Annotated in this window: 24 protein-coding genes and 1 tRNA gene; 12 read left to right on the top strand and 13 right to left on the bottom strand. The window is 70.6% G+C overall.

Annotated features, from left to right (window positions below; all coding sequences use genetic code 11):
• Positions 1–9 precede the first annotated feature (9 nt).
• The 3 genes from ACLLJJ_RS13860 to ACLLJJ_RS13870 are packed head-to-tail and all read right to left on the bottom strand — an operon-like array spanning position 10 to position 3,631.
• Positions 10–1,185 carry a UDP-N-acetylglucosamine--N-acetylmuramyl-(pentapeptide) pyrophosphoryl-undecaprenol N-acetylglucosamine transferase gene (locus ACLLJJ_RS13860; protein WP_434590558.1) on the bottom strand — a complete coding sequence of 392 codons (1,176 nt, stop codon included), beginning with the start codon at positions 1,183–1,185 and terminating at the stop codon, positions 10–12.
• A 53-nt stretch (positions 1,186–1,238) separates the two neighbouring features.
• Positions 1,239–2,075: a MurR/RpiR family transcriptional regulator gene (locus ACLLJJ_RS13865; RefSeq protein WP_434590561.1), complete on the bottom strand. Its 837-nt coding sequence runs from the start codon at positions 2,073–2,075 to the stop codon at positions 1,239–1,241.
• A gap of 56 nt (positions 2,076–2,131) precedes the next feature.
• Entirely contained in the window at positions 2,132–3,631 is a 1,500-nt protein-coding gene (locus tag ACLLJJ_RS13870; RefSeq protein WP_434590564.1) for an aromatic amino acid ammonia-lyase, read from the bottom strand.
• Between the two features lie 136 nt (positions 3,632–3,767).
• Here ACLLJJ_RS13870 and ACLLJJ_RS13875 point away from each other — a divergent pair, with 136 nt between their 5' ends.
• The 6 genes from ACLLJJ_RS13875 to ACLLJJ_RS13900 all read left to right on the top strand — a co-directional run bounded on the left by ACLLJJ_RS13875 (position 3,768) and on the right by ACLLJJ_RS13900 (position 9,260).
• Positions 3,768–4,940, top strand: a complete 1,173-nt coding sequence (locus ACLLJJ_RS13875) for an ABC transporter ATP-binding protein (RefSeq protein WP_434590567.1) — start codon at positions 3,768–3,770, stop codon at positions 4,938–4,940.
• Positions 4,937–5,584 carry an ABC transporter permease gene (locus tag ACLLJJ_RS13880; protein ID WP_434590570.1) on the top strand — a complete coding sequence of 216 codons (648 nt, stop codon included), beginning with the start codon at positions 4,937–4,939 and terminating at the stop codon, positions 5,582–5,584. The genes ACLLJJ_RS13875 and ACLLJJ_RS13880 overlap by 4 nt, the downstream gene beginning before the upstream one ends.
• A 1-nt stretch (position 5,585) precedes the next feature.
• Entirely contained in the window at positions 5,586–6,260 is a 675-nt protein-coding gene (locus ACLLJJ_RS13885; protein ID WP_434590572.1) for an ABC transporter permease, read from the top strand.
• 25 nt (positions 6,261–6,285) lie between these two features.
• Positions 6,286–7,224 carry an ABC transporter substrate-binding protein gene (locus ACLLJJ_RS13890; RefSeq protein ID WP_434590574.1) on the top strand — a complete coding sequence of 313 codons (939 nt, stop codon included), beginning with the start codon at positions 6,286–6,288 and terminating at the stop codon, positions 7,222–7,224.
• Between the two features lie 53 nt (positions 7,225–7,277).
• The gene (locus ACLLJJ_RS13895) at positions 7,278–8,732 is read left to right on the top strand and encodes a purine-cytosine permease family protein (protein WP_434590575.1); all 1,455 of its coding nucleotides are present in this window, start codon (positions 7,278–7,280) and stop codon (positions 8,730–8,732) included.
• Between the two features lie 108 nt (positions 8,733–8,840).
• Positions 8,841–9,260 carry a hypothetical protein gene (locus ACLLJJ_RS13900; protein ID WP_434600409.1) on the top strand — a complete coding sequence of 140 codons (420 nt, stop codon included), beginning with the start codon at positions 8,841–8,843 and terminating at the stop codon, positions 9,258–9,260.
• Positions 9,261–9,586: 326 nt separating this feature from the next.
• On the opposite strand, the gene ACLLJJ_RS13905 is transcribed toward ACLLJJ_RS13900, so the two are convergent.
• Positions 9,587–10,981, bottom strand: coding sequence for a cystathionine beta-synthase (locus tag ACLLJJ_RS13905; RefSeq protein ID WP_434590576.1), 1,395 nt, complete (start codon positions 10,979–10,981; stop codon positions 9,587–9,589).
• 158 nt (positions 10,982–11,139) lie between these two features.
• Here ACLLJJ_RS13905 and ACLLJJ_RS13910 point away from each other — a divergent pair, with 158 nt between their 5' ends.
• The 3 genes from ACLLJJ_RS13910 (at position 11,140) to ACLLJJ_RS13920 (ending at position 14,977) form a co-directional block, all read left to right on the top strand.
• Positions 11,140–12,138 (top strand): SGNH/GDSL hydrolase family protein, encoded by a 999-nt coding sequence (locus tag ACLLJJ_RS13910; RefSeq protein WP_434590579.1) that lies wholly within the window; start codon positions 11,140–11,142, stop codon positions 12,136–12,138.
• 457 nt (positions 12,139–12,595) lie between these two features.
• Positions 12,596–13,816, top strand: coding sequence for an acetyl-CoA C-acetyltransferase (locus ACLLJJ_RS13915; protein ID WP_434590580.1), 1,221 nt, complete (start codon positions 12,596–12,598; stop codon positions 13,814–13,816).
• A gap of 297 nt (positions 13,817–14,113) precedes the next feature.
• Entirely contained in the window at positions 14,114–14,977 is an 864-nt protein-coding gene (locus tag ACLLJJ_RS13920) for a hypothetical protein (protein WP_434590583.1), read from the top strand.
• Positions 14,978–14,998: 21 nt separating this feature from the next.
• On the opposite strand, the gene ACLLJJ_RS13925 is transcribed toward ACLLJJ_RS13920, so the two are convergent.
• Positions 14,999–15,316: a hypothetical protein gene (locus ACLLJJ_RS13925; protein WP_434590585.1), complete on the bottom strand. Its 318-nt coding sequence runs from the start codon at positions 15,314–15,316 to the stop codon at positions 14,999–15,001.
• Positions 15,317–15,415: 99 nt separating this feature from the next.
• Between ACLLJJ_RS13925 and ACLLJJ_RS13930 the strand changes: the two genes are divergently transcribed.
• Positions 15,416–15,646 carry a DUF4287 domain-containing protein gene (locus ACLLJJ_RS13930; RefSeq protein ID WP_283515299.1) on the top strand — a complete coding sequence of 77 codons (231 nt, stop codon included), beginning with the start codon at positions 15,416–15,418 and terminating at the stop codon, positions 15,644–15,646.
• A 114-nt stretch (positions 15,647–15,760) separates the two neighbouring features.
• Here ACLLJJ_RS13930 and ACLLJJ_RS13935 read toward each other — a convergent pair whose 3' ends face one another.
• On the bottom strand, positions 15,761–16,630 hold the full coding sequence (locus ACLLJJ_RS13935; RefSeq protein WP_434590588.1) for a Bax inhibitor-1/YccA family protein: 870 nt from the start codon (positions 16,628–16,630) through the stop codon (positions 15,761–15,763).
• 186 nt (positions 16,631–16,816) lie between these two features.
• Positions 16,817–16,898 (bottom strand) — tRNA-Leu (locus ACLLJJ_RS13940).
• A 377-nt stretch (positions 16,899–17,275) separates the two neighbouring features.
• Between ACLLJJ_RS13940 and ACLLJJ_RS13945 the strand changes: the two genes are divergently transcribed.
• Complete coding sequence (locus ACLLJJ_RS13945; RefSeq protein ID WP_434590591.1) at positions 17,276–18,043, top strand: ABC transporter ATP-binding protein; 768 nt, start codon at positions 17,276–17,278, stop codon at positions 18,041–18,043.
• A gap of 65 nt (positions 18,044–18,108) precedes the next feature.
• Entirely contained in the window at positions 18,109–20,652 is a 2,544-nt protein-coding gene (locus ACLLJJ_RS13950) for an ABC transporter permease (RefSeq protein WP_434590594.1), read from the top strand.
• 83 nt (positions 20,653–20,735) lie between these two features.
• On the opposite strand, the gene ACLLJJ_RS13955 is transcribed toward ACLLJJ_RS13950, so the two are convergent.
• From ACLLJJ_RS13955 to ACLLJJ_RS13980, 6 genes are all read right to left on the bottom strand, one after another.
• On the bottom strand, positions 20,736–22,037 hold the full coding sequence (locus tag ACLLJJ_RS13955) for a class I SAM-dependent methyltransferase (protein WP_434590596.1): 1,302 nt from the start codon (positions 22,035–22,037) through the stop codon (positions 20,736–20,738).
• A 221-nt stretch (positions 22,038–22,258) separates the two neighbouring features.
• Positions 22,259–23,659 (bottom strand): NAD(P)/FAD-dependent oxidoreductase, encoded by a 1,401-nt coding sequence (locus ACLLJJ_RS13960; RefSeq protein WP_434590599.1) that lies wholly within the window; start codon positions 23,657–23,659, stop codon positions 22,259–22,261.
• Positions 23,660–24,044: 385 nt separating this feature from the next.
• Entirely contained in the window at positions 24,045–24,278 is a 234-nt protein-coding gene (locus ACLLJJ_RS13965; protein ID WP_434590601.1) for a hypothetical protein, read from the bottom strand.
• 30 nt (positions 24,279–24,308) lie between these two features.
• Positions 24,309–25,265 (bottom strand): Ppx/GppA phosphatase family protein, encoded by a 957-nt coding sequence (locus ACLLJJ_RS13970; RefSeq protein WP_434590603.1) that lies wholly within the window; start codon positions 25,263–25,265, stop codon positions 24,309–24,311.
• Positions 25,262–25,840: a DUF501 domain-containing protein gene (locus tag ACLLJJ_RS13975; RefSeq protein ID WP_434590606.1), complete on the bottom strand. Its 579-nt coding sequence runs from the start codon at positions 25,838–25,840 to the stop codon at positions 25,262–25,264. The genes ACLLJJ_RS13970 and ACLLJJ_RS13975 overlap by 4 nt, the downstream gene beginning before the upstream one ends.
• Positions 25,841–25,893: 53 nt before the next feature.
• The gene (locus ACLLJJ_RS13980; RefSeq protein WP_434590609.1) at positions 25,894–26,376 is read right to left on the bottom strand and encodes an FtsB family cell division protein; all 483 of its coding nucleotides are present in this window, start codon (positions 26,374–26,376) and stop codon (positions 25,894–25,896) included.
• Positions 26,377–26,456 lie beyond the last annotated feature (80 nt).

Genomic DNA, 26,456 nt, shown 5'->3' on the forward strand with positions numbered 1-26,456 from the left:
CCGCGCCGGTCAGCCGGAGGCGGCGGACAGGATCACGTCAACCAGCCTGTCTGCCGCGTCCGGCCTTCCTTGGCCTCGGGCCCGTTCCGCCATCGCCATTCGCCGTACGGGGTCCGTGAGGAGCGGGTCGAGCGCGGCGGTCAGACCCTGTGCGGTGACCTCACCAAGCAGTGCGATGGCAGCGCCCGCATCTTCCAGATGACGGGCGTTGTGCGCCTGTTCGTTGCCGGCCGAGGTGGCGAGCGGGATGAACACAGCGGGTTTCCCGAGGGCGGTCAGTTCAGCGAGCGTCCCGGCGCCGCTGCGGGAGACCACGACGTCGGCCAGTGCCAGCACGTCGGGCAGCTCGGAGCTGACGAACCCCGCGAGGTAGTACCGGCCCGACAGCTCCGCAGGCAGGGCTGCCGCGTGCCGGCTCAGACCGTCAACATGCGTCGGCCCGCACTGATGGATCACGTTCGCGCGCTGAAGCAGCCATGGCAGCGCGTCCCGGACGACGGTGTTGATCTGCTGGGATCCCTGGGCCCCGCCAGTGACGTACACAGTCGGCAGCCGCCGGTCGAAGCCGTGCAGGCCCAAAGCCTCAACTGCCTTGTCTGGGTGCCCACTCAGCACCTCGGGGCGGACCGGATTGCCGGTGACGACCGCTGCGGCGCGCACCGACTCCGGCAGCAGCGGCAATGACGACTCCGAAGAGACCGCGATGCGCGTCGCCGAACTCGCGAGCTTCCGGTTGGCCAAGCCCAGACGCACGGTCTGTTCATGCAGCACGAGCGGGCGGCGGCACAAGCGGGCGGCCAGACCGGCGGGGACGGCCACGTACCCGCCGGTGGCGAACACGACGTCGGGCCGGAAGTCGGCAACGATCTTCCGCGCTTGCGCGACGCCGAGAGGGACGCGCGCCATGTCGCGCACATTCGCGGGCGACACCATCTTGAGCGGGTTGCTGGAGCGGCGGACCTTGCCGGTGGCGACCGTGGCGAACGCGATGCCTTCGGCCGGTGCGACGCGCGCCTCCAGGCCCTCCGCCGTTCCGATCCACAGCACATCGAGCGTCCCGCCGTCTGCTGCCAGCCGTCCCTGCAACGTGCGAATCGCGGTCAGGGCGGGATAGGTATGGCCCCCGGTGCCTCCCCCCGTGACGATCAGGCGGAAATTACGCGGGGATCGGGAAGCTCTAGTCACTCGGCGCACCCTACTGGTCGGCTTCGCCGCGGATGCGCACTCCGCCGTACGCCCTACTCCACGAACAGGCCCCGCGCCGCCGCCTTCGCGTCGAACTCCTCAAGGCGCGCCTGCGCGTCCGGCAGGTCGTCGCACATCGCCTCCAGCAGGACGCGGCCCAGCAGCATCGGCGCGCACGCGGTGTCGAAGGCGAGGCCGGTGCCGACCGCCGCCGGGATCAGCAGGTCGCTGTACCCGGCGACCGGGGCGAACGCGGAGTCGGCGACCGTGACCACGGCCAGGCCCTGTTCCCTGGCGTACGCCAGGGCTTCGAGCACCTCCTTGGGGTGCCGGGGCAGCGCGAAGCACAGCAGGGCGCTCGCGCCCGCGCGGCGGGCCGCGTCGATGCGGTCGGCGAGCATCGTGCCGCCCTCGTCGAGGAGGCGTACGTCCGGGTGGACCTTCGCGGCGAAGTACGCGAAGCCACGGGCCTGCGAGGAGGCGGCGCGCAGCCCGAGCACGGGCAGCGGGCGGGACGCGGCGAGCAGCCGGCCCGCCTGCTCGACGGGGCGCGGGTCGGCGAGCAGCTCCGCGAGGTGGCGGAGGTTCTCGATCTCGGCCTGGACCGCCTGCTGGTACTCGTTGTACGTGTCCTCGCCGCCCGAGGGGCCGGTCGGCGCGACCTCCCGCAGGTGCTTGCGCAGCGCCGGATAGCCGTCGAAGCCCAGCGCGACGGCGAACCGGGTGACGGACGGCTGGCTGACACCGGCCAGCTCGGCGAGCTCCACACTCGACAGGAACGGCACATCGGCGGCCTTGCGCACCATGCAGTGCGCGATGCGCCGCTGGGTCGGGGTGAGCCGGTGCCCCTCGAAGAGTTGCTGCAACCGTGCGGCAGGACTGTCGCTCATGCCATCCCCTCGAAGGTCCATGCGTTCATCGACGGTCATCCGCCGCAAGTCGTCCGTTAAAGGTCCGCGAACCGGTCGAGCAGCTCGGCCGCCACCCTCACATCATCGGTGAGCGGGCGGTCCGCGACGTCCGGCTCCAGTGCCGCGTCCGCCAGGTCGAAGGCCAGGCCGACCGGCAGACCGGGGTCGATCCGCAGGTCGCGCTGGCGCAAAGCCCGTACGGCGGCGACGAGTTCACAGCCGACGACGTGACGGTACGCGTCGCAGGCCCGCAGTGTCTGACGGGCCCCCAGGGAGGCGAAACTGGCCTGTTCCTCGACGCCGCGGGAGAGCACCGCGTGGCCGAGCGACGCGGGGGCGGAGAAGGCCCGCAGGTCGCCGAGGGCGGCCCCGGCGGCGTACTCCAGGATCATCACGCCCGAGCTGGCCGCCTCCCCGTCGGCGAGGAAGGGGCGCAGGCGGGTGAAGCCGGGCTCGTTCAGCGCGGAGAGCCGGGAGGTGGACAGCCGGGCGGTCTGGGCGATGGCGAGCCTGAAGTGGTCCAGGGCGAGTGCGAGCTGGGCCATGTAGAAGCCGCCGTGGTGGTAGGCGGCCATGTCGTCGGCCCGGATGAGCGGGTTCTCGGCGGCGGCGTTGATCTCGACGGCGAGGGTGCGCTCCAGCAGGTCGGCGGCGTCCTGTGCGGGCCCGTGGATCTGCGGGAGACAGCGGAAGCCGTACGGGTCCTGGATGCGGCCCAGCGGCGGTGTGGGCCGCTCGGGGGCGCCGAGCAGGCGGCGCATGGTGGTGGCGACCGCGTACGATCCTGGGTGCGGCCGGGCCGCGTGCACCGGCTCGGCGTACGCCTCGTAGCTGCCGTCGACGGCGAGCAGTGAGAGCGCCCCGACGACCTGGGTCGCGGTCACCAGGCGGCGCAGCTCGTCCAGGGCGAGCGCGGACTGGCCCAGGGTGAGTGCGTTGCTGCTGATCATCGCGAGGGCGTCATTGTTGTCGAGTGCCTGCGCCCCCGGCGGCGTACCGCCCTGCCAGGGGTGTTCGCCGGCGAGGGCGAGGCCCAGCTGGGAGAGGGCGGCGATGTCGCCCGTACCGACCGAGCCGTATTCGTTGACGACGGGGTACGCGCCGGACTCCAGGGCCTCGCACAGGGCGGTGACGACGGTGGGGCGCAGGCCCGCGCCACCGGCGAGGAGCTGGTTGGCGCGGACGACGAGCATCGCGCGGACCTCGCGGGCGGGCAGCTGGTTACCGATGGCTCCGGCGTGGCTGCGCAGCAGGCGCAGGCCGTGATCGGCGGCGGCCCCGGTGGGGACGGTCTCGGAGCGGTTGGCGCCGACTCCGGTGGAGCGGCCGTAGACCCGGCCGGAGGCGGCGAGCTCGCGGGCGGCGTGCCAGGACTCCTCGACGCGTTTCATGGCCACGGCGGCGGGGACGGGACGGGCGGCGCCGTGCGCGAGGCGGACGACATCGCCGACCGGGAGGCTCTGCCCGTCGAGGACGACGATGTCCGCCGGCTGCTGGGTGGGCTCCTCGGAGTCCACCAGGTGGGACGACTTCATTCGCAAACGCCTCCTTTCGGACGGCTCATCTCGTCCACCGGTCGACCGTGACCAGTGATTTCCCTCAGAGCATTGACATCTATTCAGACACGCAGAACTCTGCATGACCATATACAGCCCCGGCAAGGGATGACCGATGATCAAATTTGACGCAGTGCACAAACGCTTCCCGAACGGCACCACGGCCGTCGACGATCTGACCCTGGAGATGCCCGAGGGCGGCATCACCGTGCTCGTGGGCTCCTCCGGATGCGGCAAGACCACGACCCTGCGGATGATCAACCGGATGGTCGACCCCACGTCGGGCACCATCCGGGTGGCCGGCCGCGACATCCTCGAAGCGGACGAGGCCGAGCTGCGGCGCGGCATCGGCTATGTGATCCAGCAGTCGGGCCTCTTCCCGCACCGCACGGTCCTCGACAACATCACCACCGTCCCCCTGCTGCTCGGCTGGGGGCGCCGCAAGTCGCGTGCCCGCGCCGCCGAGCTCCTGGAGACCGTCGGCCTGGACGCGAGCACCGGCAAGCGCTACCCGCATCAGCTCTCCGGCGGCCAGCAGCAGCGCGTCGGAGTGGCGCGGGCACTGGCGGCGGACCCGCCGGTGCTGCTGATGGACGAGCCGTTCGGCGCGGTCGACCCGGTGGTGCGCACCCAGCTCCAGGACGAGCTGCTGCGCCTGCAGCAGGAGCTGAGCAAGACCATCGTCTTCGTCACGCACGACATCGACGAGGCGGTACGGCTCGGCGACCGGATAGCCGTCTTCCGCACCGGCGGTCACCTCGTCCAGTGCGCGCCCCCCACCGAGCTGCTGGCCCGCCCGGCCGACGACTTCGTCGCGGACTTCCTGGGCGCCGAGCGCGGCCTGAAGCTGCTGTCCCTGACGACACTCGCGGAGGTCGAACAGCACCGGGCGCCGGCCGTCAGGGCCGACGAGCCGCTCCCCGGGGCGGCCGGGGGCTGGCACCTGGTCACCTCCGCCAAGGGCGAACCGCTCGGCTGGCTGGACGCGGCCACGGCCCCGAAGTCCGGCGCGGCGGGCGACGCCCCGCTGCTGCCGGTGCGTCCGCTCACCGACACCCACTCGCTGCTGTCCGCGCTGAACGAGTCCGTGACCTCGCCGAGCGGCCTGGTCGCCCGGGTCGACGCGGCGGGCGTCCTCACCGGGGTCACGTCCCGCGACGAGATCCACACCCGGGCGGGCACCACGCACGCCACGGCCACCCGGCCGACCGCCGCCGACGCGACCGACGCGGCTGCGCCCACGGCTGCCGCCACGGACGAAGCCCCCGTCGTGGAGCCGACCGTATGACCGTCGAATGGGCGTGGATATCCGACCACGCGAGCGACCTCGCCACCCTCTCCCTGTCCCACCTCCAGGCCGCCCTCACCGCCGTGCTGCTCGGCCTGCTGATCTCGCTGCCCCTCGCGGTCGTCGCGCACAGGGTCCGCCCGCTGCGCGGCCTTCTCCTGGGGCTCTCGAACGTCCTCTTCACGATCCCGTCCATCGCGATCTTCGTGCTGCTGCTCCCGGTCACCGGGCTCACCCGCACGACCACGGTCGTCGGGCTGACGGTCTACACGCTGGTCGTGCTGCTGCGGAACACCGTCGAGGGCCTCGACTCCGTCCCCGCCAAGGCCCGAGAGGCCTCCAAGGCCATGGGCACCCGCCCGCTGCGGACCCTGCTCACCGTCGAGCTGCCGCTCGCGCTCCCCGTGATCATGGCGGGCGTGCGCATCGCGACGGTCATGGCGATCTCCCTGGTCAGCGTCGCGACGTACATCGGCGACGGCGGCCTCGGCCAGCTCTTCACCGACGGATTCCAGCGCAACTTCCCCACCCCCGTGATCGCCGGCGTCGTCCTCACGCTGCTCCTGGCCCTGATCGCGGACGCAGCCCTGGTCGCCGTCCAGTACGTGCTGACCCCCTGGACCCGGAAGCGCAGGGCAGCCTGACATGTACGAACTCCTCACGGACCTCGCGTCCTGGCTCACCAGCGGCGCGCAGTGGTCGGGCCCCGACGGCATCGGCCACCGCCTCGCCGAGCACCTCCAGTACTCGCTCCTGGCCACTCTCATCGCCGCCGTGATCGCGCTCCCCATCGGCCTGCTCATCGGCCACACGGGCCGCGGCGCGTTCCTGGCGATCAACCTCTCCAGCTTCGGCCGGGCGCTGCCCACCGTCGGCCTGGTGGTGCTGGTCTTCCTGGCCAGCGGCCTTTCCATGACCCCGGTGTACGTCGCCCTGGTCGCCCTCGCGGTCCCGTCGATCGTCACCAACACCTACGCGGGCATGACCGCCGTGGACCCCGACGTGAAGGACGCGGCCAAGGGCCAGGGCATGCGCGGCCACCAGGTGCTGCTGCGGATCGAGGTGCCGCTCGCACTCCCGCTGATCATGACCGGGCTGCGCCTCGCCCTCATCCAGGTCGTCGCGACCGCCACCATCGCCGCGTACGTCAGCTTCGGCGGCCTGGGCCGGTACGTCTTCGACGGCCTCGCCCAGCGCGACCTCGTGCAGGTGCTCGGCGGAGCGGTGCTCGTCGCCGTCGTCGCCGTGGCCCTGGACCTGGTGCTGGCCGGCATCCAGCGCACCCTCTTCCGGCACCGCCGCTCAGCCGCCGCCCACTGACCACCGACCCCCGAGGAGACCCCCCATGAACCGCAGAACTCTGCTCGGCGGCCTGTTCGCCGCCGCCACCGTCCCCGCGCTCGCCGCGTGCAGCAGCGGCATCACGTCCCTGGAGGGCGGGGGCGGCTCCGGCGGCGGGGGCGGCTCCAGCGCCGACGGCATCGTCATCGGCACCGCCAACTTCACCGAGAACCAGATCCTCGGCCACCTGTACGCCGTCGTCCTGGAGGAAGCCGGGGTCAAGACCACGGTCCGCCCCAACCTCGGCACCCGCGAGATCCTCATCCCCGCGCTCAAGGGCGGTGACATCGACCTCCTCCCCGAGTACCAGGGCGCGCTCCTGCACTACCTCGACGCGAAGGCCGGGGCGCGCGGGGAGGGCGACATGCAGAACGCCCTGGCCATCGCACTCCCCAAGGGCCTTCAGGTCCTCGCGTACGGCAGGGCCGAGGACTCGGACGCTTTCGCGGTCACCCGCGGGACCGCCGAGAAGTACCGGCTGAAGTCCCTCGCCGACCTCGCCGCCCACAACGGCAAGCTTGTCATCGGCGCGGCGCCCGAGGTGAAGAAGCGGACCGTCGGCGCGGTCGGCCTCAAGGACGAATACGGCGTGGAATTCAAGGAGTTCAAGTCCCTCGACTCCTCGGGACCCCTCGTCAAGGGGGCGTTGAAGAAGGGCGACGTCGACGTCGCGAACCTCTTCACCACCGACACCGACATCGCCGCCGAGAACTGGGTCGTCCTCACCGACCCCAAGAACCTCATCCCGGGCCAGCACATCGTGCCGCTGATCGCCGACCGCAAGGCGGACTCGACCGTACGCAAGGCACTGGCCCGGCTGGGCAGCGCGCTCACCACCGAGGACCTGACCGAGCTCAACCGGCTGGTCGACAAGGACAAGAAGGACCCGGAGGACGTGGCGGCCGACTGGGCCGCGGCCCACAAGCTCGCGAAGCGCAAGTAGCAGAGCAGCGCCGGCGCACACGCGGGCCGGCACCACCTCAGCAAGGAGCCCTCATGGCCGACTCCCTGGTCGAGCGCCGCTCGATCGACGTCGTACCGGACAGCGAACGGCACGGCAGCGCCTTCTCCCAGTTCACCCTGTGGCTGGGCGCGAATCTCCAGATCACCGCCGTCGTCACGGGCGCGCTGGCGGTCGTCCTCGGCGGCGGCGCCTTCTGGTCGATCATCGGCCTGCTCGTCGGCAATCTGCTGGGCGGCGCGGTCATGGCCCTGCACTCGGCGCAGGGCCCGAAGCTGGGGCTGCCCCAAATGATCCAGTCCCGGGCTCAGTTCGGCGTCAAGGGCGCGGTGATCCCGCTGCTCCTGGTGATCGTCATGTACGTCGGCTTCTTCGCCAGCGGCAGTGTCCTCGCGGGCCAGGCCGTCGGCGAGCTGACCCACCTGGGCGACACGACGGGCATCATCGTCTTCGCCGCGCTCACCGGCGTCATGGCGACCGTCGGATACCGCGTGATCCACGCGCTGGGCCGGGTGGCGAGCGTCGTCTGCGCGCTGGCCTTCGTCTACCTCGGCTTCCGTCTCCTCGACCGTATCGACCTGGCGGACGTCCTCTCGGACCGGGCATTCGGACTCCCGATGTTCCTGCTCGCGGTCTCGCTCTCCGCGTCCTGGCAGCTCGCGTTCGGCCCGTACGTGGCGGACTACTCCCGCTACCTCCCGCGCACCACCAGTGGCCGCGCCACGTTCTGGTGGACCCTCGGCGGCTCGGCGCTCGGCTCGCAGTGGTCGATGACCTTCGGCGTGCTGGTCGCGGCGACGGCGGGCGGCGCGTTCCTGACGAGCCAGGTCGGTTACGTCGTCGCGCTGGGCGGCACCGGCCTGATCGCGTCGTTCCTCTACTTCGTGATCGCGCTCGGCAAGCTGACCATCAATGTGCTCAACACCTATGGCGGCTTCATGTCGATGGTGACCGGCGTCAGCGGATTCCGCGGCCGGCGGACCCTGTCCCGGCGCGGCCGGGCCGCCTACATCGCGGTCATCATGGTGGCGGGCACGGTGGTGGCCCTGCTGGGCAAGGACTCGTTCCTGACGTCCTTCAAGGACTTCCTGCTGTTCCTGCTGACCTTCTTCACCCCGTGGTCGGCGATCAACCTGGTCGACTACTACCTGATCTCGCGCGAGCGCTACGACATCGGGGCCCTGTCCGACCCCAACGGCCGCTACGGCGCGTGGCGTTGGGACGCACTCGCGGTGTACGGGATCGGCATCCTGATCCAGCTCCCCTTCCTGGTCACGCACTTCTACACGGGCCCGCTGGTCGCCCCGCTCGGCGGCGCCGACATCTCCTGGATCATCGGCCTGGCCGTCCCGGCCCTGCTGTACTGGCTGCTGGCCCGGCGCGACACGTCCCACATCCCCGACCGCACCCTCATGCCGCCGGAGGCCTCGGCGGAGGAGTCACCGGACCCGGGCGCGCCGTCGGCGGCGCGGACCGTGCGGTCTGGCTGAGAGGGGCGGGCAGAGGGGGCGGGCCGAGGACAGGCCGGGCCGCCCCCGGAAAAAGAGGGGGGCTACCCCCACTGACCCGGCGGTGGCCCGATCCGTAGCGTGAACACCATGGAAGCCCGCGACCCTGAGCTGAAAAAGGAACTCGACGCGACCCTGCACGCACGCAGGGAGCTCGGCCCGGACTACGAGTCCGCGCTCATCGAGTCATTTCTGGAGAAGGTCGACCAGCGCCTCGACAGCGCGGTGGACCGCCGCGTCCGGCGTCAGATGGCCGAGCAGCAGATGGTGGTCGCCCGGGGCGGCGCCAAGTCGTCCCACGAGGGCGCCGGCTTCGGCGAGCGGTTCGGCTTCGGAGCGATCTCCCTGGTCCTCGCCATCCCGCTGTCGGCGATCGGCGCGGTGAACGCGGACACCGAGGGCCTGGTGATCAGCTGGATAGGCATCGTCGGGGTCAACGCGGTCCACGCGGCACGGGGATGGCCGTGGACGCGGCGACGGCCCCGGGAGAAGTCCGACTGGGAGGACTGACGGGCCTGCGCGGGACCCCGGCCGGACAGGTCCGGGTCCCGCACAAGCACCGGAAGACTGCCGCGGGGACCGCCGCACCCCCGGTTGCCCGGGAGTCGGGACGACGGCGGTCCCCACGAGGAACACGGTCCGGGCCAGGGCCGGGATGCGTGTCCATGGCGTCCAAGGGGTCCGGGAGCCGCTCCGTAGCCCTTGACGCCGACAACAACCAATGTGCCGGACGCGTGTTAAGCCGGTGCTGCGCGAACGTGTCGTGCTCGTACCACTTTCGCGAAGCTACGGCGTCCCGTGGCCACGGGACGCCGCCAAGGCCCCGGCCCGGCCCGTTACTTGCTTTCCCGCGCCAGGAAGGCCAGCAGGTCCTGCCTGCTCACCACGCCCGTGGGCTTGCCCTCGACCAGCACGATCGCCGCGTCGTGGCCGCCCTTGGAGCCCAGCACGGCCATCAGGTCCTCCACGGGCTCGCCCGAGCCGACCTGCGCCAGCGGCGGGCTCATGTGCTTGTCCAGCGGGTCGCCCAGCGAGGCGCGCTGCGCGAACAGGGCGTCGAGCAGCTCCCGTTCGACGACCGAGCCGATGACCTCGGCGGCCATCACGTCGGGGTGTCCGGCGCCCGGCTTCACGATCGGCATCTGCGAGACGCCGTACTCACGCAGCACCTCGATCGCCTCGCCGACGGTCTCCTCCGGGTGCATGTGCACCAGCTTGGGGATGGGGCCCTCCTTGTACTTGAGGACGTCACCCACGCTCGCCGAGGGACCGGACTCCTCCAGGAAGCCGTAGTCCGCCATCCACTCGTCGTTGAAGATCTTGCTGAGGTAACCGCGGCCGCTGTCCGGCAGCAGTACGACGACGACGTCGTCGGGGCCGAGCCGCTCGGCGACGCGCAGCGCGCCCACGACGGCCATCCCGCAGGAGCCGCCGACCAGCAGGCCCTCCTCCTTGGCGAGGCGCCGCGTCATCTGGAACGAGTCCTTGTCCGACACGGCGACGATCTCGTCCGTGACGGTCGCGTCGTACGCCGTCGGCCAGAAGTCCTCACCGACGCCCTCAACGAGGTACGGGCGGCCGGAGCCGCCGGAGTACACGGAGCCCTCGGGGTCCGCGCCGATGACCTGGACCCGGCCCTCACTGACCTCCTTGAGGTAGCGCCCGGTGCCGGAGATCGTGCCGCCGGTGCCGACGCCCGTGACGAAGTGGGTGATCTTCCCCTCCGTCTGCGTCCACAGCTCGGGTCCGGTGGTCTCGTAGTGCGACCGCGGGTTGTTGGGGTTGCTGTACTGGTCGGGCTTCCAGGCCCCCGGGGTCTCCCGCACCAGACGGTCGGAGACGTTGTAGTACGAGTCCGGGTGGTCGGGGTCCACCGCGGTCGGGCAGACCACGACCTCGGCGCCGTACGCGCGCAGCACATTGATCTTGTCCGTCGAAACTTTGTCCGGGCATACGAAAATGCATTTGTAGCCCTTTTGCTGCGCCACGATGGCGAGTCCGACACCGGTGTTTCCACTGGTCGGCTCCACGATCGTGCCGCCGGGCAGCAGCGCGCCGCTCTCTTCCGCCGCCTCGATCATGCGCAGGGCGATCCGGTCCTTCACGGACCCGCCCGGGTTGAAGTATTCGACCTTGGCCAGGACTGTTGCCTGGATTCCGGCCGTCACAGTGTTGAGCCGCACAAGCGGGGTGTTGCCGACGAGGGTGATCATCGAGTCGTGAAATTGCACGGTCTTCTCCGGGGTCTCCGTGATGGTGCGGCCCAGCGTAAGTGTCGCGGGGACCGCGCGTTCACCTTCAGGCGCGATTGAACAGCACCCGCTACCGGGCAGTAAGCATGTGAGCGAGAGGCATCGAGGAGGTGGCTGCGACTGTGTCAAGGGCGAGGGTGGCACGACGGATCGCTGCGGGCGCCGCGTACGGAGGCGGCGGCATCGGTCTGGTGGGTGCGGCGGCGGTGGGGCTCTTCCTCGCCGAGGTCCAGCTGGCGAAGCGGTCCGTGGGCAGTGGTTCGGCCCCGGTTCCGCCGCCGGGGGACGGCCTGTACGGGATGCCCCTGAGCGGGCACACCGGGCTGCCGCCATTGCGGCTGGGCATGCTCGGCGACTCCACGGCGGCGGGCCAGGGCGTACGCCGGGCGGGCCAGACACCGGGGGCGCTGCTCGCCTCGGGGCTCGCGGCGGTGGCGGAACGGCCGGTGGAACTGCGCAATGTGGCGCAGCGGGGGGCCATGTCGGACGACTTGGAGCGCCAGGTCACGGCGCTGCTGCGGGATCCCGCGCGGCGGCCCGACGTCTGCGTGGTCATGATCGGCGCGAATGACGTCACGCACCGGATGCCGGCCACCCAGTCGGTCCGGCATCTGGTGTCCGCGGTACGGAGGCTGCGCACGGTCGGGGCGGAGGTGGTGGTCGCCACCTGCCCCGACCTGGGCACGATCGAGCCGGTCTACCAGCCGCTGCGTTGGGTGGCCCGCCGGGTCTCGCGCCAGCTCGCGGCGGCGCAGACGATCGGCACGGTGGAGCAGGGCGGGCGCACGGTGTCGCTGGGCGATCTGCTCGGCCCGGAGTTCCTGGCGAACCCCCGGGAGCTGTTCGGCCCGGACAACTACCACCCGTCGGCCGAGGGATACGCGACGGCGGCGATGGCGCTGCTCCCGACCCTCTGCGCGGCGCTGGGCCTTTGGCCGGAATCGGACCGGCTGGACGCCTCGCGCGACGAGGACATGCTCCCGGTGGCGAAGGCGGCCGCGGAAGCGGCATCGGCGGCGGGCACGGAGGTCACCGGTGCCCGAGGCCCCTGGGCCCTCCTGAAGCACCGCCGCCGCAGGCGCCTCCCCACCCACCCGAACACGGAACCGACCCCGTCGGAGGCGCGGCGGGCGTAGGCGGCTGCGGAGCGGGTACGGGCCGGCCGCGCTGGGTGCGTGTGTGGGTGCGGGTGCGTTGCGGGCGCACCTGCGCCGGGTGCGGGTTGCCTGCGGCGCCGTTCCCCTGACCCGCCCCTTCCCGAAACCGGGGCAGACCCCGGGCCCCGGACGGGCTGAAGTGCGGCCCGCCTGCCCAGGGGCGCGAGCGGGCGCCCATGCGCCCTGGGCGCGGCCCCACCGCATGCCCCGCGCGACCCCGCCGCGCCCACCCGCCCCCCACCCCCGTGGACGGAGTCCGCCGCAGCGGATCGAAGCCGGTGCGGGCCCCCGGGGCCGATCCGTGCGAGAGTCGCACGAAGAAGGTGAGCGGGCGCTTAGAAAAGAGGCCCGCATCACATCACCCGACACGTGCCCCGAGCCATACGTGCGGGTAACTTCCCACACAGCCCTGCCTTCTCGCCCTCATGGAGCCGTGATGCCCGAAGCCGTGATCGTTTCCGCCACCCGCTCACCCATCGGCCGCGCCTTCAAGGGCTCGCTGAAGGACCTGCGGCCCGACGACCTGACCGCCACCATCATCGAGGCCGCCCTGGCCAAGGTGCCGGAGCTCGACCCGCGCGACATCGACGACCTGATGCTCGGCTGCGGCCTGCCCGGCGGCGAGCAGGGGCACAACCTGGGCCGCGTCGTCGCCGTACAGATGGGGATGGACCACCTCCCCGGCTGCACCGTGACCCGGTACTGCTCCTCCTCCCTCCAGACCTCCCGCATGGCGCTGCACGCCATCAAGGCAGGCGAGGGCGACGTCTTCATCTCCGCCGGTGTCGAGATGGTGTCGCGCAGCGTCAAGGGCTCGTCGGACGGCATGCCGGACACCCACAACCCCCTCTTCGCCGACGCGGAGGCCCGTACCGCCGAGCGCGCCCAGCAGGAAGGCGCCGGCTGGCAGGACCCGCGCGAGGACGGGCTGATCCCCGACGCGTACATCTCGATGGGCCAGACCGCCGAGAACCTGGCCCGCACCAAGGGTGTGACCCGCCAGGACATGGACGAGTTCGGCGTGCGGTCGCAGAACCTCGCCGAGGCAGCCATCAAGAACGGCTTCTGGGAGCGGGAGATCACCCCGGTCACCACCCCCGACGGCACGGTCGTCAGCAAGGACGACGGCCCCCGCGCCGGCGTCACCCTCGAAGGCGTCCAGGGCCTCAAGCCGGTCTTCCGCCCCGACGGCCTGGTCACGGCCGGCAACTGCTGTCCGCTCAACGACGGCGCCGCCGCCCTGGTGATCATGTCCGACACCAAGGCGCGCGAGCTGGGCCTGACCCCGCTGGCCCGGATCGTCTCCACCGGCGTCTCCGGCCTCTCCCCCGAGATCATGGGGTACGGACCGGTGGAGGCGAGCAAGCAGGCGCTGCGCCGCGCGGGCCTGGGCATCGGCGACATCGACCTCGTCGAGATCAACGAGGCCTTCGCCGCCCAGGTCATCCCGTCCTACCGGGACCTCGGCGTCGACCTGGACAAGCTGAACATCAACGGTGGCGCCATCGCCGTCGGCCACCCCTTCGGCATGACCGGCGCCCGTATCACCGGCACGCTCATCAACGGCCTCCAGTTCCACGACAAGCAGTTCGGCCTGGAGACGATGTGCGTGGGCGGCGGCCAGGGCATGGCCATGGTCATCGAGCGCCTGAGCTGACCCCCGGAGGGGTCTGAAAGAGGTGGGCAGGGGGGTCGGGAAGCGGCTTTTGCGGCGCTTTCCGACCCCTTCCCCGTCAGCGTCGCGCCCTGTCCGTGACCTAATCTCCCCCAGGATGTGACCTATCTCCCCCGAAGAGGGCATCTTCGCAGGTCAGAGCCGTTTGTGGACCAAACACCGGGCCCAAAGACCTGTCCAATTCGTGACGTAATGCACTGACACCGGGCACGGCCGCACGACAAGCTGATGTAGGAAGTCGGGGGATCGATTGAAACCGGGAGTAAGTCAGTGAGTGCTATGCCTTTTGCCCTGCTGCTTACCGCGGCCGCTGCCACGGCCGTGGGCGGCGCCGCCCTGCACGCCGTCCACGGACTGCGCAAGCAGGTCAGCGCCCTGCGCACCGAGCTGGCGGCCTCCGCCGGGCACGGCGACGCCGGGGCCACCGTCCCGCAGCAGACCCGCGCTGCGGACACCGACGGGATACGGGTCGCCGTGGCCGAGGCGCTGGCCGAGGAACGCGAGCGCGAGCTGGCCGAGGCGCGTGCCTTCTGGGCCGCGCAGGAGTCCCGCGACGCGGCCGACGCCCCGTCGCTGCTCGGCGGCCTGTCCGGGCTCGGCGACGACGCCCCGTTCTTCGTGCCGCGCCAGGCCGACTTCGCGGGCCTCGAACCGTTCGACGTCTACGAGGCGCTCGAAGCCCTCGACAGCACGGACGCCGCGGACGGCTTCGACAGCGCCGACGTCGAGGCCGACCCGTACCCCGAGGACTCCCCGGAGCTGGCCGCCGCCCGCCGCCGCCACCCCTCGCACCCCTCCCACCGGGCCGAGCAGAGCATCCCGGTCCAGCCGACGGCCGCCACCGGCGACCATGACCGCACCGTGTCGCGGCTGGAGGAGCTCGCTCTCTCCGGCACGGCCCTCACCGACGTGCGTCCGGGACCGCTCGGCACACTCGATGTGTACGTCTTCACGGACGGCACGACGCTGTGCATGACCCCGGGCCACCGCGAGACCGCCGAGCGCCTCGCCGAGTCGCTGCGCGGCGGCAACGCCCCGGTCCTGCTGGGCGGCTCCGGCATCTCCGGCGCGTACGCGCTGACCTTTTCCTGCGGCGAGGAGAACGTCTACATCCTCGCCGACCGGGTCATAGCGTCGATGTAGCCGGCGCCCCGGTGCCTCGCGCTAACCCAGCACTTCCCCCGTCACGGCTTCCACGAGACCCACAGCCTCGTCCAGTTCCACGGACGAGGCTGTTTGCAGCGCTGCCGCCAGATCATGCCCGGCGACGGCGAGTTGGTCCGCGACGGCGAAGACCCCCGCGTCCGGCATGATCCGCGGCTCGCGTCCTGGCGACTCCAGCAGCTGGGCGCGTACGGACAATTCCCTGGCCAGCGCCAGTCCTTCGGCCGCGGAACCGCGCTGAAGGCGGCTCTGCGAGGCGGCGCGCAGCCGGTCGGCCAGTCGGTCCACGGTGGCCACCAAGGGCGTTGTATCGAGCACTCCGCGACCCTACGCGCCTCCCCGGGACTGTTGCCAACAGGCGAACGCTCAGGCACGGTGGCGTGAAGGAGCACTCGTGCGAAGCGTCCGGAGGCGCCGATGTCCCAAGTTTTCTCCGAAGAGACCCACCGAAACCTGCTCTCCCGAATCCCCCATTGCACCGGTCGTGAAATCTCCGACTGGCTCCGTGCCGTAGACGACGGTCCCTCCCTCTTCCGCTTCGAGGAAAAGGTCAGCTGGCTCCGGAGTGAACACCATCTCGCCTACGGTCACGCGAAAGCGATCATCCACGAGTACGACCTGAGGCGGGCCGCCCGCAAACTTCTCTGATCCACGGCAACAAGAAGGGCCCGCAGGCGGTGCCTGCGGGCCCTTCTTCATGGCTCGATCAGCGCTCGATCAGCCGGGCTGGATCAGCCGGGCTGGATCAGCCGGGAGCGACCGCTAGTCGTTCCCGCTGAAGATCGCGACGAGTCGCAGCATCTCCAGGTAGATCCACGCCAGGGTCATGGTGAGGCCGAAGGCCGCCAGCCAGGACTCCTCGCGCGGTGCGCCGTAGGCGATGCCGTCCTCGACCTGCTTGAAGTCCAGGGCGAGGAAGAACGCGCCGAGCAGCACACCGACGACACCGAAGAGGATGCCCATGGGACCGCTGCGGAAGCCGAGGCCGTCGCCGCCGCCGAAGACCATGAAGAGCAGGTTCACGGCGGTGAGCACCAGGAAGCTGATCGCGGCGATCATCAGGTAGCGCGTGAAGCGCTGGGTGACGCGGATGATGCGGGTCTTGTACAGCACGAGCATGGTGACGAAGACCGCCATCGTGCCCAGTACTGCCTGCATCGCCGCGCCCTGCGCCACGTACTCGTTGATGTAATTGCTGATGGCACCCAGGAAGACGCCCTCGAAGGCCGCGTACGTCAGGATCAGCGCCGGGACGGGCTTGCGCTTGAAGGCCTGGACGAGGCCGAGCACCATCGCCACGAGGGCGGCGCCGATGGCCAGACCGAGGCCGAGGTCCATGACCCAGGCGACGGTCGCGCCGGCGATCAGGACGCCGAGCGTGCTGCCCGTCCGTACGACGACGTCGTCCATCGTCATCACGGAGCCGCGCGGCGGTGCCTGCGGAGCTCCGTACTGGGTGTCCTGCTGGGCGTAAGGGTTCGTCGCGTACGGGTTCGTGGCGCCCTGGGCGTACGGGTTGCCCTGCGCCGTACCTACGGCGGGGCCCCCGGCCTGCGGCGTCGCGCTGAAGCCCGCGGTGCCGTTGTCGCGGCTGAAGCCCCGTCGCGAGAAGACCGGGTTGCTGCTCCTCATCTCACTCCTCCATGGCCACCGTGCGTGGCCTTGGGGTCAAGCGTAATGGGAAAGCAAAGCGAACACCCTACTGCCAGGGGAGGATCTTTCCGCGACCTTGCCGCGGGCCCGGGGCCACAGGTGGCCTGCGGACGCCCCCGGGCCGGGGACACGGAGGCGGGAGCCCGCACCCGAACGAGTTGAAGGTGCCCGGAGCCGGACTTGAACCGGCACGCCCCGAGGGGCAGCGAGGTTTAAGCTCGCCGTGTCTGCATTCCACCATCCGGGCAGGGTGTCGCGGCTCCGCAATTGGCGGGTCAGAGCCTATCCGGAGGCGTCCCCCGAACAGCGGAACAGCGATCCGATGTTGTCTTATTTTATTGGCGCCTGAGGGTGTGTCAGACCACGTAAAGAGCCATCGGCACATGCCGGACGCGGTGGGCGGTCGCAGCAGCAGCCGCGCGGGAATGACGGAAACTCGACTGCCCGCGCGGGCCCCCCGGGCGTGGCCCGGCTCTCGGGGTTGACGTCATACCAAAGGAGGACTCCGGGGCGGCGGGTCCGACTCAGGGTGGCCACGGGAACGGGCACGGGGGCTGATCCGCGAGGGCCGGTCGGCCGGGACGATGAAGAAGTCCCCCAAGCGTCCCCGACAGGAGCCCCCTCGTGACCACCACCACTGCTCACCGCGCCACCGCGGTCGCCGCACGCGCCACCGAGCTGTCCAAGGTCTACGGACAGGGCGAGACCCAGGTGGTCGCGCTGGATCAGGTCACCGTCGACTTCCGGCAGGGCGAGTTCACCGCGATCATGGGCCCGTCCGGCTCCGGCAAGTCCACGCTGATGCACTGCGTCGCGGGCCTCGACAGCTTCTCCGCCGGCTCCGTCCGGATCGGCGACACCGAGCTGGGCACCCTGAAGGACAAGCAGCTCACGCAGTTGCGCCGGGACAAGATCGGCTTCATCTTCCAGGCGTTCAACCTGCTGCCGACGCTGAACGCGCTGGAGAACATCACGCTGCCGATGGACATCGCGGGCCGCAAGCCCGACCAGGAGTGGCTGAACACGGTCATCGAGATGGTCGGCCTGTCCGGGCGTCTCAAGCACCGCCCCACGGAGCTCTCCGGCGGCCAGCAGCAGCGCGTCGCCGTGGCCCGCGCCCTGGCCAGCCGCCCCGAGATCATGTTCGGCGACGAGCCGACCGGAAACCTGGACTCGCGCTCCGGCGCCGAGGTCCTGGGTTTCCTGCGCAACTCCGTGCGCGAGCTGGGCCAGACCGTCGTCATGGTCACCCACGACCCGGTGGCCGCCGCCTACGCGGACCGCGTGATCTTCCTCGCCGACGGCCGGATCGTCGACGAGATGCTGCACCCGAGCGCGGACGGCGTCCTCGACCGGATGAAGGAGTTCGACAGCAAGGGCCGCACCAGCTGATCCCACGGCTCGTAGCGCGTACGCCCCCTCCCTCCGGCCGCTCCCACCCCAGGACTGACTGACACATGTTCCGAACCGCCCTGCGCAATGTGCTCGCGCACAAGGCCAGGCTGCTGATGACCGTGCTCGCCGTAATGCTCGGCGTGTCCTTCGTCTCCGGCACCCTGATCTTCTCCGACACCATCGGCAACGCCTTCAAGAACAAATCGGCGAAGAGCTTCGACCATGTGTCGGTCGCCATCCGCCCCGGCGTCTCCTCCGGCCCCTCCGACGAGGCCCAGGAGGCCAAGAGGCAGCCGGTGCTGACCGACGCCCTGCTGAAGAAGGCGCAAGGCCTTCCCGGCGCCGCGTCCGTGATCGGTGACATGTCCGGCTTCACCGCGCTCGCCGACAAGAACGGCAAGCTCGTCGGCCAGGACTGGGGCACCACCGGCGCCAACTTCTACCCCGGCGCGGACGGCAAGGACGCCCGCTACGCCTTCACCGCCGGGCAGGCACCGAAGCGGGCCGGCGAGATCGCGGTGGACAGCCGCACCGCCGAGCGCACCGGCTACAAGGTCGGCGACACCGCCCGGCTGTCCACCGACGGCCCGGTGACCAAGCAGACGATCAGCGGCATCTTCGACACCTCCAACGGCAATGTGGTGGCCGGCGGCAGCCTGGTGCTGTTCGACAACGCGACCGCGCCCAAGGTGCTCGGCAAGACCGAGTACGACGAGATCGACATCAAGGCCGCCGCCGGCACCTCCCAGGCGACGCTGAAGAGCGCGGCCGAGAAGATCCTACCGAAGGACACCGAAGCGGTCACCGGCGCCACGCTGGCCGCCGACCAGGAAGCGCTGATCAACGAGCAGACCAACTCGCTGAGCCAGGCCATGCTGTACTTCGCCGGCATCTCGCTCTTCGTCGGCATCTTCATCATCGCCAACACCTTCACCATGCTGGTGGCCCAGCGCACCAAGGAACTGGCGCTGATGCGCGCCATCGGCGCCTCACGCCGCCAGGTGACCCGTTCCGTACTGATCGAGGCGTTCATCGTCGGTCTGATCGCCGCGGCCACGGGCTTCGCCGTGGGCATCGGTATCGCGCTCGGCCTGCGCTCGGTGGTCAACGGCCTCGGCGGCACGCTGCCCGACGGCCCGCTGGTCGTCGCCCCGATGACGGCCGTCGTCGCCCTGATCATCGGTGTGGTGGTGACCATGCTCGCCGCGTGGCTGCCCGGCCGCCGGGCCGCGAGGATTCCGCCGGTCGCCGCGATGAACAGCGTGCATGCGTCGCCGACCGTGCGCGGTCTGGTCGTACGCAACACCATCGGCTCGGTCATCGCCGCACTCGGCGCCGGCGCCCTCTTCATGGGCGTGTCCGTGGGCGGCCAGGACGGCATGCCGTACATGGCCCTGGGCGCGGGTCTGATGCTCATCGGCACCATCGTGCTCACCCCGCTGCTGTCGCGGCCCTTCATCGCCGCCATGACGCCCCTCCTGAAGCCGTTCGGCGTCACGGGCAACCTGGCCAGGCAGAACTCGCTGCGCAACCCGCGTCGTACCGCGTCCACCGCCGCCGCGCTGATGATCGGCCTCACCCTCATCACCGGCATGACGGTGATCGCGATCTCCATGCAGAGCGCCATCAACAAGATGGCGACGGACTCCCTGAAGTCCGACTACACGATCTCCATGGCGAACTACCAGCCGCTCTCCCCCACCGTGGAGAAGAAGCTGGCCGCGCTCCCCGAGGTGGCCGCGAGCAGCCCGATGCGCTCCGCGTACGGCGAGATCGACGGCGGCTTCACCAACATCAACGGTGTCGACGAGAAGCGCATCGGCCAATTGCTCAGTCTCGACTTCGTCAGCGGCTCGCTGGACGGTCTGACCGGCGACACCACGGTCGTGGACAAGGAGACCGCCGAGGACAAGGGCCTGCATCCGGGCGACACCACGTCGGTGAAGTTCGACGACGGCAAGACGGTGAAGCTGAAGGTCATCGGCGTCTACCAGCCGAACGAAATGATCAACGGTCTGTTCACGCCGACCGCGGTGGTCGACCCGCATCTGGAGAAGGTCGCCGACCAGCAGGTGCTGGTGAAGATGAAGGACGGCACCTCCGCCAAGGCGGAGGACACCATCGTCAAGGCCCTCGGCGAGAATCCCGCCATCAAGATCCAGGACAAGCAGGCGATCAGCGACGAGATCAGCGGCACCATCAACCTGATGCTCTACATGCTGTACGGGCTGCTGGGCATGGCCGTCCTGATCGCGGTGCTCGGTGTCGTCAACACCCTCGCGATGTCGGTCTTCGAGCGCAAGCACGAGATCGGGATGCTCCGGGCCATCGGCCTGGACCGTTCGAAGGTCAAGCAGATGGTGCGGCTGGAGTCGGTCGTCATCTCCCTGTTCGGCGCGGTGCTCGGTGTCGGCCTCGGGATCTTCCTGGGCTGGGCCGCGGGCAGCGGCATCAGTGACTCGATGAAGACGTACACCATGCAGATCCCGGTCGGCCGGATCGCGATCTTCCTGGTGACCGCCGCGCTGGTGGGCGTGCTGGCCGCGATGTGGCCGGCGCGCAGCGCGGCCAGGCTGAACCCGCTGGCGGCGATCAAGGCCGAGTAGTCCGCGGGCGGTACGCAGAGAAGTGGGCCGACTCCCGTGACGGGGGCCGGCCCACTCGGCTGTGCGGGCTCGGCTGTGCGGGCTCAGCTCGGGCCCGCGCCCCAGACCCGGGCGCGCAGCGGCATTCCGGAGGTTCCCCCCGCCACCGGCCGTACCGCGAGGACCTGATTGACCCCGATCTTGTTGTGCTCGAAGGACAGGGCGGACGCCACCATGTACAGCTTCCAGACGCGGGCCCGGCCCACCGAAGTGGCCCGGACCGCCTGGGCCCAGTTCGCCTCCAGGTTGGCCACCCAGTGGCGCAGCGTCAGGGCGTAGTGCTCACGGATGGACTCGACGTCCCGGACCTCGAAGCCCGCCTCCTCCAGCGTCCCCGCGGTCCGTCCCACCGGCGCCAGCTCCCCGTCGGGGAAGACGTACGCGTCGATGAACTCGTCCACGTGGTACGCCGATTCGTCCGGCTCGGGGCGGCGCGCGATCTGGTGGTTGAGCAGCCGTCCGCCCGGCTTCAGCAGGGCGAAGAGGTCGTCCGCGTACTCCCGGTACTGGACCGAGCCGACGTGCTCGGCCATCCCGACCGACGAGATCGCGTCGTACGGGCCGTCCCTGACGTCCCGGTAGTCCTGCACCCGGATCTCGATGCGGTCGGTCAGGCCCTCCTCGGCGATGCGCTTGCGGGCGTACGCGGCCTGCTCGGTGGAGAGGGTGATGCCGGTGACCCGCGCGCCGTACTCGCGCGCCGCGTGGATCGCCATCGAGCCCCAGCCGCAGCCCACGTCGAGCAGCCGGTCGCCCTCCTTGAGTGCCAGCTTGCGGCTGATCAGGTCGAGCTTGTCGCGCTGGGCCTCTTCGAGGGTGAGCCCCTCGTCGAAATAGGCGCAGGAGTAGACCATCGAGGGGCCGAGCACCAGTGCGTAGAAATCGTTGCCCACGTCGTAGTGGTGGCTGATCGCCTCCTTGTCGCGGCGCCTGGTGTGCAGCGGGCCGCTGCGGCGGCGCACCTCCTCGCGGGGCGGGGCGGGCGGCGGCAGCAGGCCCACCAGCCCGACCAGGCCGCGGGCGGCGGCGCGCAGCTTGGGGTCGCGGATCGGGTGGACGGTGGACTTGGCGTCCTGGCCGCGCTCCCACAGCAGATGGGAGAGGCGGTCCAGGCCCTCGTACAGATCGCCCCTGATCTCGATCTCGCCGGCCACCCAGGCGCGGGCGAGGCCCAGTTCGCCCGGTTTCCAGAGCAGCCTGCGCAGGGCGCGACGGCTGTGGATGACGAGAGTGGGGGCGTCGGGCGGTCCGGCTTCGGAGCCGTCCCAGGCCTTGATGCGGACGGGTAGTGGTGACCCGAGGAGTTCCTCGGCAAGCGCGGTCAGCCGCAGGGCGGCGTCGGCCATGGTGCACACCTCCGTGACGGTGGAGCCAGGGAATGCCGGCGAGATACATCCCAGATAACACCGCGGGGTACCCCACAGCATCCCGGTACCGGGTAAGGGGTGGGCAAAGTGAGTGGTAGTGACAACTACCGTGGCCGGAAAAAGCCTCAGGGGCCGCCCGCACCACGGATGGCGGGCGGCCCCTGAGGCCTGGAGTTCGTACGGGTACTACTGGCCCGGCGTCAGGACGCCTTGGCCTTCTCACCCTCGGCGGGCACCGTGGCCTTGGCCCTGGCGGCGGGGGCCGGGGCGGGCTTGGCGGCCTCGTAGAACTCCTCGCGGGGAGTCTCCATGGCGCCGAGCGAGACGACCTCGCGCTTGAGGAACATCGCGAGGGTCCAGTCCGCGAGGACGCGGATCTTGCGGTTCCAGGTCGGCACGGCCATGCCGTGGTAGCCGCGGTGCATGTACCAGGCGAGACGGCCCTTGAGCTTGATCTTCACCTTGCCCATGACGATCATCGCGACGCCCTTGTGCAGGCCGAGACCGGCGACGGCACCCTTGTTGGCGTGGCTGTAGTCCTTCTGCGGGAAGCCGCGCATCCCGGAGATGACGTTGTCGCCGAGGACCTTGGCCTGGCGCAGCGCGTGCTGGGCGTTCGGCGGGCACCAGGCGTTCTCGGCGCCGGCCTTGCGGGCGGCCATGTCGGGCACCTGGGCGTTATCGCCCGCGGCCCAGATGTAGTCCGTGCCCTGCACCTGGAGCGTCGTCTGCGTGTCCACGTGACCGCGCGGGCCGAGCGGCAGGCCGTAGCGGGCCAGCGCCGGGTTGGGCTTCACGCCGGCGGTCCACACGAGGGTGTTGGAGTCGACTTCGAGGCCGTTGTTGAGCATCACGTGACCGTCGACGCAGGAGTCCATGCCGGTCTTGAGGTAGACCTCGATGCCGCGGGACTCCAGGTGCTCCTTGCCGTACGCGCCGAGCTTGGGCCCGACCTCGGGAAGGATCTTGTCGGCCACGTCGACGAGGACGAAGCGCATGTCCTCGCGCTTGACGTTGGTGTAGTACTTGGCCGCGTCGCGGGCCATGTCCTCCACCTCGCCGATGGTCTCGGCGCCCGCGAAGCCGCCGCCCACGAAGACGAAGGTGAGCGCCTTGCGGCGGACGTCCTCATCGGTGGTCGAGTCGGCCTTGTCGAGCTGCTCAAGGACGTGGTTGCGCAGGCCGATGGCCTCTTCCACACCCTTCATGCCGATGCCCTGCTCGGCGAGGCCGGGGATCGGGAAGGTGCGCGAGACCGCGCCGAGGGCGATGACCAGGTAGTCGAAGGGCAGCTCGTAGGCCTCGCCGACGAGCGGCGCGACCGTGGCGACCTTGCGGTCCTGATCGATGGTGGTGACCCGACCGGTGAGCACCTCGGCCTTGGGCAGGACGCGTCGCAGCGGTACGACGACGTGCCTCGGCGAGATGCTGCCGGCGGCGGCTTCGGGGAGGAAGGGCTGGTACGTCATGTACGAGCGCGGGTCGACGACCGTGACGGTCGCTTCCGCGTAACGCATCTTCTTGAGAATGCGTCGAGCTGCGTACAGGCCTACGTACCCACCGCCTACTACGAGGATCCTGGGACGCTCCGTGGTGCTCATGCCATCGAGTATCCACCCCTTACCGGGGGGTGGCTCGTGAGCCCCTTCACAAGCACTCCGACCGCTTCTGCTACACTGCGCCGCTCGCGTGACGCAGGTCATGGTGCGGCAGGGGAACCACTGCGCCGGGCGGGACGTTGGAAACCCCCTGTGAGCTGGCAGCTCGGCGGATTTCTCGCGGTGTACCACCGGCCCGGTTCAGGTGGACGTCACACGCCCCGGGCGTCCGGCGGATGGGCGGTGGACACCCACGAGCGGCCCCGTCGACCCCCACTCGCCCAAATGGAGGCCGGGAGGCCTCCATTCCTTGTGAAGAACTTCACGAAGTTCGTCGGGGGGTGTGAGGCAGCTGCCTCAACGGCCGGACGTGCGTCGCTCGATACGCCTACAGGACGCCCCCTTCGCCGTGAACGCCCGCCTCGGCGCCGGGCTTGGGGACGACGGCCCTCCAGACCTTCCCGACCAGCCCACCGGCCGCGCCGTCCTTGAGGTTCAGCGGGGCCGCGCCACCGGAACGGCCCGGTCCGGCAGGAGTGGTGTCGGCGTGGGCCGGCGCTGCGGCGCCGACCAGGGCACCCGCGAGAGCCAGGCCGGCAAGTACGCGCTTCGTGTTGTTCATGACCGACTCAACGATCAGAGTCGATCTTGGTCACTTCCTCGGCTGTTCCGCCATCTTGAAAGCGATGCCGTCGAGGATGTCGTGCTCGCTGACGACCACTTCCGCAGCCCCCACCCGCTCCATGATCGCGAGCAGTACGAGCGCGCCCGCCACGATGACGTCCACCCGCCCCGGATGCATGACGGGGATCGCGGCCCGCTCCTCGTGGGTCGAGGTGAGCAGCATCCCGGTGACCTCCTTGACCCGCTCGTAGGAGATCCGGGCGTGGTGGATCACCGACGGGTCGTAGGTGTCGAGGCCCAGTGCGACGGCCGCGACCGTCGTCACCGACCCCGCGAGCCCGACCAGGGTGCGGGCCTCACCGAGCGGCACCCGTTCCTCGGCGCGGTCCAGGGCGGCCCGGATGTCGGCGCGGATCGCGGTGATCCCGCCGAGGGTGGGCGGGTCGGAGGTGACCCCGTCGTGGACGAGGTGGCGCTCGGTCATCCGCACGCAACCGATGTCGACCGAGTGGGCGGCCCGCACCCGGTCGTCGCCGACGACGAACTCCGTCGAGCCACCGCCGATGTCCACCACGAGGTACGGCCTGGGCAGGTCGGCGCGGCCCGTGAGCTCCCTGGTCGCCCCGGTGAAGGAGAGCTCGGCCTCCTGGTCGCCGGTGACCACCTCGGGCTCGACGCCCAGGATGTCGAGGACGCCGCGCACGAAGTCGTCGCGGTTCTCCGCGTCGCGCGAGGCGGAGGTCGCCACGAAGCGGACCTTCTCGGCGCCGTGCGCCTTGATGACCTGCGCGTACTCCCGGCAGGCGGCGAAGGTGCGCTCCAGCGCCTCGGGGGCGAGGCGACCGGTGCGGTCGACGTCCTGGCCCAGGCGCACGATCCGCATCCGGCGGTCGATGTCGACGAGCTCGCCGGTGGCCGGATCGGCGTCCGCGACGAGCAGCCGGATGGAGTTCGTACCGCAGTCGATCGCGGCGACGCGGGTCATGCCTGGGCCCTGTCGGTGACCTGTGCAATGTCGGTGGCCGGCGCCCGCGACTTGTCGGTGCAGGGCGTCACGCACGGGCCCTTGGCCCACCAGTCGGCGGGCAGCTTCGCGATGGCCTCGTCGCCGAGCGGGTTCACGCCGGGTCCCGCGGCCAGCGAGTGGCCGACCAGGACGTGCAGGCACTTCACCCGGTCCGGCATGCCGCCCGCGCTCGGGAAGCCCTCCAGGACCTCGATGAGGTCACGGCGCCGGATGTAGTCCTCGTGGGCCGCGCGGTAGGCGGCGGCCAGCTCGGGGTCCTCGGCGAGCCTGGCCGTCATCTCCTTCATCAGGCCGTCGGCCTCCAGCGTGCCGATCGCGGACGCGGCGCGCGGGCAGGTCAGGTAGTACAGCGTCGGGAACGGCGTGCCGTCCTCCAGCCGCGGGGCCGTCTCGACCACGTCGGGCAGGCCGCACGGGCAGCGGTGCGCGATGGCACGCAGGCCGCGCGGCGGGCGGCCGAGCTGGAGCTTGAACGCGGCGATGTCCGCGTCGGTGGGCTCGGTGCGCGGAGTGGTCGGGGGTGCGGCTTCCATGCGAGCTTTCGTGCCTTCGTGTTCGTGGTTCGTGGTGGCGGAGGTGCTACCGGCTACGGCTGCTGGTCCGGGCGGTCGGCTTCGTCCACGCCGTCCCAGAAGTTGTCGTACCAGGGGCGGTCGGCCGCGCCGTCGTCGGTGCGGCGCTTGTCGCGCGCGTCGGGGTCGAAGACGGTGTAGCCCGTCTCCCCCGGCTTCACCAGATGCAGGTGCTCCCGGGCGAGACGCTCGACGTACACGTCGTCCTGGAGGCGGGCCTTCTCGTCCCGCAGCTCCTCGACCCGGCCGCCGGCCTCACGCATCCGCTGCTGCTCCTGGGTGATCTCGCCGCGCTGCGACACGTACTGCCGCATCGGGTAGGCGAGGGCCACGATCAGCGAACAGAGCACAAGCACCAGCAGCGCGGCCCGGCCGGTGAGCCGGGAGCGGCGGGCCTGGCGGCGGTTCTGCGAGCGGTAGACGCGGGCGGCGGTCTGCTCACCGAGCAGCTTGAGCCTGGTCGCGGTGGAGAACCGGTCCCGGTTCTTCCCAGCCATGGCCTCGTCTCCCCTTTACGCAGGCGTACGCACGCCCACGCACGGACGTCCCCGGACACGGTACGGGACCGAGTGCGGGG

The organism is Streptomyces sp. A5-4 (assembly GCF_051131715.1).
Classification (GTDB): Bacteria; Actinomycetota; Actinomycetes; order Streptomycetales; family Streptomycetaceae; genus Streptomyces.

What these genes read in the sequence shown, in the direction of transcription:
- ACLLJJ_RS13865 (WP_434590561.1), bottom strand. Translation starts at nt 2,075, where the DNA reads ATGAGCGACAGTCCTGCCGCACGGTTGCAGCAACTCTTCGAGGGGCAC.
- ACLLJJ_RS13870 (WP_434590564.1), bottom strand. Translation starts at nt 3,631, where the DNA reads ATGAAGTCGTCCCACCTGGTGGACTCCGAGGAGCCCACCCAGCAGCCG.
- ACLLJJ_RS13875 (WP_434590567.1), top strand. Translation starts at nt 3,768, where the DNA reads ATGATCAAATTTGACGCAGTGCACAAACGCTTCCCGAACGGCACCACG.
- ACLLJJ_RS13880 (WP_434590570.1), top strand. Translation starts at nt 4,937, where the DNA reads ATGACCGTCGAATGGGCGTGGATATCCGACCACGCGAGCGACCTCGCC.
- ACLLJJ_RS13885 (WP_434590572.1), top strand. Translation starts at nt 5,586, where the DNA reads ATGTACGAACTCCTCACGGACCTCGCGTCCTGGCTCACCAGCGGCGCG.
- ACLLJJ_RS13890 (WP_434590574.1), top strand. Translation starts at nt 6,286, where the DNA reads ATGAACCGCAGAACTCTGCTCGGCGGCCTGTTCGCCGCCGCCACCGTC.
- ACLLJJ_RS13895 (WP_434590575.1), top strand. Translation starts at nt 7,278, where the DNA reads ATGGCCGACTCCCTGGTCGAGCGCCGCTCGATCGACGTCGTACCGGAC.
- ACLLJJ_RS13900 (WP_434600409.1), top strand. Translation starts at nt 8,841, where the DNA reads ATGGAAGCCCGCGACCCTGAGCTGAAAAAGGAACTCGACGCGACCCTG.
- ACLLJJ_RS13915 (WP_434590580.1), top strand. Translation starts at nt 12,596, where the DNA reads ATGCCCGAAGCCGTGATCGTTTCCGCCACCCGCTCACCCATCGGCCGC.
- ACLLJJ_RS13920 (WP_434590583.1), top strand. Translation starts at nt 14,114, where the DNA reads ATGCCTTTTGCCCTGCTGCTTACCGCGGCCGCTGCCACGGCCGTGGGC.
- ACLLJJ_RS13930 (WP_283515299.1), top strand. Translation starts at nt 15,416, where the DNA reads ATGTCCCAAGTTTTCTCCGAAGAGACCCACCGAAACCTGCTCTCCCGA.
- ACLLJJ_RS13935 (WP_434590588.1), bottom strand. Translation starts at nt 16,630, where the DNA reads ATGAGGAGCAGCAACCCGGTCTTCTCGCGACGGGGCTTCAGCCGCGAC.
- ACLLJJ_RS13950 (WP_434590594.1), top strand. Translation starts at nt 18,109, where the DNA reads ATGTTCCGAACCGCCCTGCGCAATGTGCTCGCGCACAAGGCCAGGCTG.
- ACLLJJ_RS13955 (WP_434590596.1), bottom strand. Translation starts at nt 22,037, where the DNA reads ATGGCCGACGCCGCCCTGCGGCTGACCGCGCTTGCCGAGGAACTCCTC.
- ACLLJJ_RS13960 (WP_434590599.1), bottom strand. Translation starts at nt 23,659, where the DNA reads ATGAGCACCACGGAGCGTCCCAGGATCCTCGTAGTAGGCGGTGGGTAC.
- ACLLJJ_RS13965 (WP_434590601.1), bottom strand. Translation starts at nt 24,278, where the DNA reads ATGAACAACACGAAGCGCGTACTTGCCGGCCTGGCTCTCGCGGGTGCC.
- ACLLJJ_RS13970 (WP_434590603.1), bottom strand. Translation starts at nt 25,265, where the DNA reads ATGACCCGCGTCGCCGCGATCGACTGCGGTACGAACTCCATCCGGCTG.
- ACLLJJ_RS13975 (WP_434590606.1), bottom strand. Translation starts at nt 25,840, where the DNA reads ATGGAAGCCGCACCCCCGACCACTCCGCGCACCGAGCCCACCGACGCG.
- ACLLJJ_RS13980 (WP_434590609.1), bottom strand. Translation starts at nt 26,376, where the DNA reads ATGGCTGGGAAGAACCGGGACCGGTTCTCCACCGCGACCAGGCTCAAG.